This is a genomic window from Reyranella sp. (genome assembly GCF_036558665.1).
Taxonomy (GTDB): domain Bacteria; phylum Pseudomonadota; class Alphaproteobacteria; order Reyranellales; family Reyranellaceae; genus Reyranella.
The window spans coordinates 23,994-32,422 of record NZ_DATBFE010000143.1; the positions used below are offsets into that span (position 1 = coordinate 23,994).

An 8,429-nucleotide genomic window follows, 5' to 3' on the forward strand; every position below is an offset into this window, starting at 1 on the left:
CTGTGGTTTCATGATTGAACCGGTTGGAAGCTAAGCCAAACCTGTTCTATGATGCAACCACGACAGCACGAGGTTATCTCATGCGACGCAAGAGCCTTTCGGGGGCAGCCTGCCCGATCGCGCGCAGCCTCGATCTGATTGGCGACTGGTGGTCGCTGTTGATCGTGCGCGACGCGCTGCGCGGCATGCGCCGGTTCAACGAGTTCGAGAAGAGCCTGGGCGTGTCGAAGAACATCCTGACGCAGCGCCTGCGTACGCTCGCCAGGCAGGGCATCCTCGAACTCGTTCCGGCGGCCGACGGCAGCGCCTACCGCGAATATCGACTTACCGCCAAGGGCCGCGGCCTGTTTCAGGTGCTGGTGGCGCTGGGGCAGTGGGGCCAGGAGAATCTGGCTGCGCCGGCCGGCCACCGCCTGACGCTGGTGGACCGCAAGCACGGTCGGCCCGTGCGCAAACTCGAAGTACGGGCGAGCGACGGTCGTCTGCTTGGTCCCGGCGAGACGATCATGATCCGGCTCGAGTGACTCGCGCTCATTCGCGTAAAATGCAGCGCTGCCCGTCCTGGGGCGCTATGGTGTGCGTCTCACGCGGCGTTAGACTTCTTGCCCCGAGACGGCAAAGGCAAAAGCATTCCCTTCATGAGCGATTGGCGCGACGATATTTTCGCGGTCCTGCAGGACCATGACATCAAGCAGGTCTATCACGTTCCCGATGCCGGCCATTCGCGCCTGATCGAGGGCTGCCAGACATCCAATGCCATCCGCACGCTGGCCCTCACCACGGAAGAGGAGGGCGTGGCGCTCGCCGCCGGCGCGTGGCTGGGCGGCCAGCGCTCGGTGCTGCTGATGCAGAGCTCGGGCGTCGGCAACACGATCAATCTGATGGGCCTCACCAGGACGCTGCGTTTCCCGTTCCTGACCCTGATCACCATGCGCGGCGACTATGGCGAGTTCAATTCCTGGCAATATCCGATGGGCCAGGGCACGCCCAGGGTGCTCGAGGCGATGGGCGTGCTGCTCTATTCCGTCGACACGGCGGCGGACGTGAAAGCCACGGTCGACGCCGCGGCGCGCGCGGCCTTCGACGGCGGCCAGGCGGTCGCCGTGCTGCTGCGCCAGAAGCTGATTGGCATCAAGACGTTCGGAAAGAAGTGACATGAGCAAGGCTATTCTTCGGCGCCGCCCGCTGGTGAAGAAGATCCTCGAACGCGCCGACGACAATCTCCTCGTGCTGGCCGGCCTTGGCTCGGCCAATTGGGACGTCACCAATGCCGGCGATCGGCCGCTCAACATGCCGCTCTGGGGCGCGATGGGTGCCACCGTCGCGATGGGACTGGGTCTCGCGCTCGCCCAGCCCGCCAAGCGCGTGCTGGTCATTACCGGCGACGGCGACATGCTGATGGGCATGGGCTCGCTCGCCACCGTCGCGACCCAGCAGCCCGACAACCTCGCGATCTGCGTGCTCGACAACGAGAAGTTCGGCGAGACCGGCAATCAGGCGACGCACACGAGCCCGCGCAACAACGGTCCGACCGGGTCGGGTGCGGGCGCCGATCTCAGCCTGATCGCCAAGGGCTGCGGCATTGCCGATACGGCCATCGTGCGCGCAGAAGCCGAGGTGTCGCAACTCGTGAAGGACCTGCGAACCAAAAAGGGTCCGGTCTTTCGCGTGGTCAAGGTGATGGTCGAGAAACTCGACTTCGTCATGCCGCCGCAGGATGGCGCCCATCTCAAAGACCGCTTCCGCCAGGCGCTGCTCGGGAGGCCGTGATGGACTATGCGCCGTTCCCCTTGATCGAGCTTTCGGGCAGCGCGCACGAACGCGGCCGGCAGCATGGTCGCGCGGTGCCCGGGCGCATCGAGCGCGGCATCCGGATGTATACCGAGTCGCTCTTGAAGAACGGCGTCGACTGGAAGGAGCTGGAGCGCCGAGCCGAGGCGATGGTCCCCGTGATCGAGACCTTCGACCCGGCTTACCTCGAGGAGATGCGCGGCATCGCCGAGGGGGCCGGCGTGCCTTTCGCCGGCGTCGTGCTGATGAACGACCGCACCGAGATGGTGGTGGGCGCGCGCAAGGCGCTGGAGCACTCCCTGCCCGATGGCTGCACGGCGGCGCTGGCCTTGCCCGAGCCACCGCAGACGGCGTGGTGCTGCGCATCCGCCGCGACGATGGGCCGGACATCCTCACTTTCACCGAGGCGGGAGGGCTCGCGCGCTCCGGACTCAACTCGGCCGGCATTGGACTCACCGCCAATGCGCTCGAATGCGACCGAGACTACCGGCGCGGGCCGGGCGTGCCGCTGCCCTTCATCCGCCGCAAGGTGCTCGAAAGCGCCTTCCTCGCCCACGCCGTACGCACCATCTTCGCCACGTCCAAGCTCGGCTCCAACCACATGGCGGTGAGTCACGCCTCGCTGCATGGCGGGGGCGAGGCCTTCGGCTTCGAATGCGCGCCCGACGAAACTTTCTGGCTGGCCCCGGAGCGCGGCCTCTACGTGCACGCCAATCACTGGATCTGCGAGGCGGCGCGGGCCAAGGTAAGGGACACAGGCCTCGCCGAGACGCCCTGCTCGATCTATCGCGACCGGCGGGTGCACGAACAGCTGTCGCCGCATCGCGGCCGACTCACGCTCGACCATTTCCGCGAGGCCTTGTTCGACGACTACGCTTCGCCCTGGTCGGTCTGCCGCCCGCCGCGGCCGAACAACCGCGGCACCATGGTCGCCACCACGGCGATGATCCTGATGCGCCCCGGCGCGGGCCATCTCGAAGCCTGTCCCATGCCGGCGCTCAACCGCCATTTCACGACCTACAACTTGACGCCCGACCGCACGGCGCAGAGGCAGGCGGCAGAGTGAAGCCGCTCCTCGGCCGTTCGGCATTTATGTGGCTGGCCGCGGCGGTACTGCTGATGGCACCGTCGTTGCTGCTGGGAACATTGCAGAGCCATAGCTCACCGCAAAATCTCACCTATGCGGCGCAGTTCGCCGATCAGTTTCGCAATGGTGTCGTTTATCCCCGTTGGCTCGCCGACTCCTTTGACGGCTTGGGCAGCCCTGTCTTCTACTTCTATCCACCCGTCGCTTTCTGGGTCGATGCCCTCCTGAACATCGCGACGTTCGGTACGCTTTCAGCGTCGTATCGCTTGTCGTTCTCCTCCCTGCTGCTGTTGTGGGCGTCCGGCTTCGCCATGCATGCCTGGCTCAGGGCCGAAAAGGCGCCCGCCCGAACAGCGGTCTTCGGCGCCCTGGCCTACATGGCGGCGCCCTACCATCTGCTCGATCACTACTATCGTGGCGCATATGCTGAGTTCGGGGCCTATGCTGTCCTGCCCCTGGCCATGCTCGCCGTCGGGCAGATCGCCGACAAGCGCCGCCTGGCGCCGGTCCTGCTCGCGGTCGCCTATGCAGCGCTTCCGATGATGCATCTGCCGACAGCCTTGCTCATATCGGTGACGGCGCTGCCGATGTACGTGTTGTATCGCGGCGTGCGCCTCGGTGCGCTGAGACCGGCGGCGGAGTTCCTTATCCGCTGCCTGCTCGGTGGAGTACTCGGGCTGGCGCTCGCTGCGATCTATCTCGTGCCGGCGCTCCGCCTGCAGGACTGGATTCCCGCCGAAACGTTGTGGGGGAAATACTATCACGTCGAAAACTGGTTCCTTTTGACGCCCGGACGGTGGCCGCAGCCCACCGACATGATGCACATCATCGCATGCTATGCCGCGGCCTACGGCATCGCAGCCGTCACCGTGCTGGCAGTTCTGGCGTGCGGCGGAATCGCTCATGGATGGCGAACGGATGCAGCCTTTTGGGCGTTCGTTTGCATCATCTGTCTCCTGTTCGTCGCCGGGGCGCTACCGTGGTTCTGGCAGCTACCGTTCGTCGCCAAGGTGCAGTTTCCATGGCGGCTCATGATTGTCGTGGAGTTCTCCGCAATAACCGCTCTCTGCCTCATGCCTTGGTCCGTACCCTCGCGGGCAGCGTCGTACATCGTTGTCGGGGTCATTATTGCGTTCATCCCCGGTGTCGCCGAGATGGCCAGGGGCATCCTCGTCCGCATGCAGGTGTCTCTCGTTCAACAAGAGGTGCCGGCCGATCTCAAGCAATTCGAGCCTGCCGGCTTTCCGCAGAAGCCGAATGGTGGATACGCCGAACTCGGTCTGGAACCGCTGGAGGGCGTGCCCCTCATAACTTGCGAGCCGAAGCCGCGTATCTGCAAGGCGTCGATCGAATCGTTCGACAGGCTGCGCATCGACGTTGACGCAGAGGTGCCGACGGAGATCGTCCTGCGGCGCTTCTACTATCCCTTCTGGCGCCTCGATCCGATGCTCCCTGTGGTTGCGACCGACCCGCTGCGGCTGGTGTCGTTCACCGCTCCGGCCGGCCGCCATGTCTATCATCTGCGGCGCACGGCGGTGCCTGCGGAAAAGGCCGGCTGGGCAATCTCGGGTCTGTCGTTTGCCTTCCTGCTGGCCTGGGCGACAGCGTCATGGGCCAAGAAGCGAGCGATGATCAAGCCGGCGTTGCCGGGCCGGCTGCTTCGCGGCCATCGACGGTAAAGCCGGGCAGAAGCATCCATGGGACGGCGCAGCGCGGAGGCCGGGGGTGGGATGGATCTCGCACCTACGACGCCGACTTGCCGGCCATCAGCTTCTGGAACTCGTCGTAGTCGCGGATGTAGTCCGCCGGATCGTAGTGCCCGCTGGCGAAGTTGAGCACGATCGCGTCTTCGGTGTGCTTGTAGAGGACCGACCAGATCATGTTGCGCACATGGACGCCGATGTTGGCGCGGTCGAGTGTCAATTCGGCGCGCTGATGGCCATCGTCGACGACCAGGCACACCGAGCCGCGGACGCAGACCAGGAACTGATGACAGGTGCGATGGGCCCGCTCGCCGCGCACGCTCTTGCTCGGCACGTTGTACACGGCGAAGAAGCGCTTCACCTCGAACGGGATATCCGGCCCGACCTCGGCGCCCGCCAAGGTACCGCGTACGTCCTCGGCATTGCGCAGGCGATGCAGGGTGACGCCGGAGATGACATTGACGATCTCGCCGGGCGGCGGCTCCATGGACAACGGATGGGGCATGGCGCGCCCGGCGGTGTCGACGTAGGCGGTGATGCGCGCCGGATTGCCGGCCACGATCGCGAAGGGCGGCACGTCGCTGGTGACGACGCTGCCGGCGCCGATCATGGCTTGGCGACCGATCCTGAGGCCGGGCAGAATGGTGCAGTTGGCGCCGAGCGAGGCGCCACTCTCGACGACTGTTTCGGGAATACGATCCTGATAGGCGCGGCTGCGGGGGAACTTGTCGTTGGCGAAGGCCGCGTTGGGGCCGACGAAGACGTCGTCCGACAGACGCACGCCGTCCCACAGTTGCACGCCCGACTTGACGGTGACGCGATCGCCCAGCACCACGTCGTTCTCGATGAAAACGCCGTCGCAGATGTTGCAATCGGCGCCGATCTCGGCGCCTGCCAGCACATGGGCAAAGGCCCAGATCCGCGTGCGCGGACCTACGTGCGTGGTCTCGCACAGCCCTTGGGGATGGACGAAGTAGTCGGTCATGGCGTCCGGTCCTGGCCATACATCTCGTGCGTCATCGGCACATAGAGCGGGCGATCCTTCGTGTTCTCGAACGTGCGCCAAACGTAGCCGCCCATGATGCCGAGCGCGAGCATAGTTGAGGTGAAGGAGATGAGCAGCACCAGGATCACCGGCGTGTAACCGGGAATCTTGATGCCACCGACGGCCCAGACGACGAATACCACGATGCTGAGCAGGATGGAGCCGATCGACCCGAGAGCCCCGATTGTCATGATCAGGGTCACAGGCAGATCGGTGAGTGCGAAGCAGCTGTCCATCAGGTAGCGGAGCTTGCGCCGCCAGGTCCAGGCGCTGCGCCCGGCGACGCGCGGGCGGCGCGCATAGGGAATGGTCTTGCGGCGGAAGCCCAGCCAGAACAGCAACCCCACCAGAGTGCTGTTGGATTCGCGCAGCCGTAGCAGCGCATCGCGCACCCTGAGATTGCAGCCGAAGACGTCGACACCGCCGGCCGGCACGTCCGGCTGCACGAAGCGCCGATAGAGCGCCCAGAACAGGTTGGCAGAGAGTGACTGCAGCCATGGATCACCGCGCGTTTCGCGCGTGCCGATCGTGATGTCGAACGGCTCGGTCTCGAGTGTGCGGAGGAACGAGACGATGAGCTCGGGCGGTTCCTGCAGATCGGCGGCCAGCACGGCGAAATACGGCCCGCGGCCCGCCTCGAGTCCCATGCGGATGGCGGCGAACGATCCGAAGTTGCGCGACAGGCCGATGAGTTGCGCGGGGAAGCCGATTTGCGGCAGCCGTTCCTGCAGGACCTGATAGCTGCGGTCCGGCGACCCGTCGACGACGAAGACGACTTCCATCCGATGGTCGAGGTCGGCCGCGATCTGCTGTAACGCAGGCAACAGCGCGTCGAGCGTCTCCTCGTTGCGGTAAACCGGAATGACGAGGGAAAAGCAGGTTCGGGCCAGCTCGGCCGCAGCGCCGCGCGGCTTCGTGATGCTCATGACCTTGCTCCCTGACTCGAGTTTCCCGGCTCGCTCGCTAAGGTACGCAGTAATGTTCGCCAAGGAAGGTCAGGAACCAGTGATTCTGTGGATCGTGAAACTCGGCGAGTGTGCGCGATGGCCGGACGGCATCACGACGCACAGTAATGCTGGACAGCGGATTCGAGAAACATCCGGTTCTGCGCATCACGCGCATGATCGAGAATCTGTGTAATGGCAGGGCACGTGTAAGGATGCCACTCGGAACCGCCGCCCAGGATGATGGCACCGTCGTCGTGCAGAAGAGAGCGTGTCCGGGTGCCGATCACGCCAGCAGCAGGAAGGCCCCGAGCAGAGCGATGTCGCTGTGATCCCTCCGGGAGGGCTTGAGCGCGCGGCAGGTGATCTCCCCTATCCGTCGTGCAAATTGTGCCGCTATGCCGGATACCATGCCGGCTTGCGCTTCTCCCTGAAGCTGGCCAGCCCTTCGGCAGCTTCGGCCTGCTGGCGCGTGCGCGCATGCTCCCCGATCAGGTCGCGCAGCTCGCTGTCATCGACGACAGCGCGCGCCGACGACAGCGTGCACCGCTTGGTAGCGGCCGTGGCCGCCGGCGCATTCATGAGTACCGCCTCCACGATCCTGTCGCCTGTCGTGTCGAGCTCGCCGAGCGGGCAAACCTCGTGCACGAAGCCCATGCGCCGCGCCTCCTCGGCGCCAAAGCGTTCTCCGGTCAGCGCATAGCGGCGAACCTGGCGTACGCCCATGGCGCGACAGAGCTGCGGCAGGATGATGCCCGCCATCAACCCCCAGCGGGTCTCGCTGATCGAGAAGATCGCGTCCTCGGCCGCGAGCACGACATCGCAGGCGGCGGCGATGCCGGTGCCGCCGCCGAAGCAGCCGCCCTGGATCAGAGCGAGCGTCGGCACGGGGCAGGTATCGAGCCGGCGAATCGCCTCGGCGGTGAGCCGGCTCACCTCGGCGTTCTCGCGCGGGCCTTGCCGGGCGACCGTGCTGATCCAGCCGAGATCGGCGCCCGCCTGGAAATGCCGACCCTTGCCTTTGATCACCACGACACGCAGGCCCGGCTCACGGCCCAACGCGTCCATCGCGGCATGGAGTCCCGCGATTAGATCGCCATTGTAGGCATTGTTGACCTGCGGCCGGTTGAGCGTGACCGTCGCCACGCCGCGCCGGTCGACAGTCCAGAGAACGGTGTCGTTCACGCTCCGTCGGCCTTGAGGTAGCTGTCCTTGAGCGAGATCTTGCCGTCGCGAAGCTCGTAAAGATCGATGCCGTAGCGATCGAAGGGCCGACCCTTGGCGTCGGTACCGGTGACGCGGAAGGTGCCGAACAGCTTGTCGCCGGCGCGATGGATGCGCGCGTCCGAGTAGCGCGCCTCGCGATGGGCCTGGCTCCCGTCGCCGAAATAGCGGCGCAGATCGTCCTTGCCCTTCAACACCGTGCCGGATGGCCGCGCGCCTGATGCGAGACGCCATTCGAAATCGTCGGTCACGCAGGCGGCGATCTCCTCGACGTCGGCCTTGTTGAAGGCCTTGCCGAAGCGGCGGAACAGGTCATCGATGGCGTCGGGCATGCGTCCTCCTCGTCGCCTCAAGGATAGGGGCGATTCACCAGCACTGTCATCCGAGGGATCATGCGCCGTTTCGCAATGCCGCATCGCCACGCTCCGCAAATGGCCCGTTGCGATTGACTTTGTCCAACCTGATCCGCCTGATGAGCAAGGCTCGAATACCCGAGACGGGAGTCGGCGATGAAGCTGGGCGTGCTTCAATTCTTCAGTTGGCCGGGGCGCCATGGCCCGCTCGATCAGGTCTATGCCCGCGCGCTCGAGCGCATCGAGATCATGGATCGCGTTGGCTTCGACGCAGTGTGGCTG

At 65.4% G+C, this 8,429-nt stretch carries 9 protein-coding genes; 5 read left to right on the forward strand and 4 right to left on the reverse strand.

Annotated elements, in window-relative coordinates; all coding sequences use genetic code 11:
* The first annotated feature begins 80 nt into the window (after positions 1–80).
* From VH499_RS20915 to VH499_RS20935, 5 genes are all read left to right on the forward strand, one after another.
* On the forward strand, positions 81–524 hold the full coding sequence (locus VH499_RS20915) for a helix-turn-helix domain-containing protein (protein WP_332054693.1): 444 nt from the start codon (positions 81–83) through the stop codon (positions 522–524).
* A 114-nt stretch (positions 525–638) separates the two neighbouring features.
* Positions 639–1,154 carry a thiamine pyrophosphate-binding protein gene (locus tag VH499_RS20920; RefSeq protein WP_332054694.1) on the forward strand — a complete coding sequence of 172 codons (516 nt, stop codon included), beginning with the start codon at positions 639–641 and terminating at the stop codon, positions 1,152–1,154.
* A gap of 1 nt (position 1,155) precedes the next feature.
* Positions 1,156–1,770 (forward strand): thiamine pyrophosphate-dependent enzyme, encoded by a 615-nt coding sequence (locus tag VH499_RS20925; RefSeq protein ID WP_332054695.1) that lies wholly within the window; start codon positions 1,156–1,158, stop codon positions 1,768–1,770.
* Positions 1,771–2,143: 373 nt separating this feature from the next.
* Entirely contained in the window at positions 2,144–2,857 is a 714-nt protein-coding gene (locus VH499_RS20930; RefSeq protein WP_332054696.1) for a C45 family peptidase, read from the forward strand.
* Positions 2,854–4,557 (forward strand): hypothetical protein, encoded by a 1,704-nt coding sequence (locus VH499_RS20935; protein WP_332054697.1) that lies wholly within the window; start codon positions 2,854–2,856, stop codon positions 4,555–4,557. Before VH499_RS20930 ends, VH499_RS20935 begins: the two co-directional genes overlap by 4 nt.
* 64 nt (positions 4,558–4,621) lie before the next feature.
* Here the strand turns inward: VH499_RS20935 and VH499_RS20940 are convergent, their stop codons facing one another.
* From VH499_RS20940 to VH499_RS20955, 4 genes are all read right to left on the reverse strand, one after another.
* On the reverse strand, positions 4,622–5,566 hold the full coding sequence (locus tag VH499_RS20940) for a WxcM-like domain-containing protein (RefSeq protein ID WP_332054698.1): 945 nt from the start codon (positions 5,564–5,566) through the stop codon (positions 4,622–4,624).
* Complete coding sequence (locus tag VH499_RS20945) at positions 5,563–6,552, reverse strand: glycosyltransferase family 2 protein (RefSeq protein WP_332054699.1); 990 nt, start codon at positions 6,550–6,552, stop codon at positions 5,563–5,565. Before VH499_RS20945 ends, VH499_RS20940 begins: the two co-directional genes overlap by 4 nt.
* A gap of 414 nt (positions 6,553–6,966) precedes the next feature.
* Entirely contained in the window at positions 6,967–7,755 is a 789-nt protein-coding gene (locus tag VH499_RS20950; protein ID WP_332054700.1) for an enoyl-CoA hydratase-related protein, read from the reverse strand.
* Positions 7,752–8,126 (reverse strand): nuclear transport factor 2 family protein, encoded by a 375-nt coding sequence (locus tag VH499_RS20955; protein ID WP_332054701.1) that lies wholly within the window; start codon positions 8,124–8,126, stop codon positions 7,752–7,754. The genes VH499_RS20950 and VH499_RS20955 overlap by 4 nt, the downstream gene beginning before the upstream one ends.
* Positions 8,127–8,429: the final 303 nt, after the last annotated feature.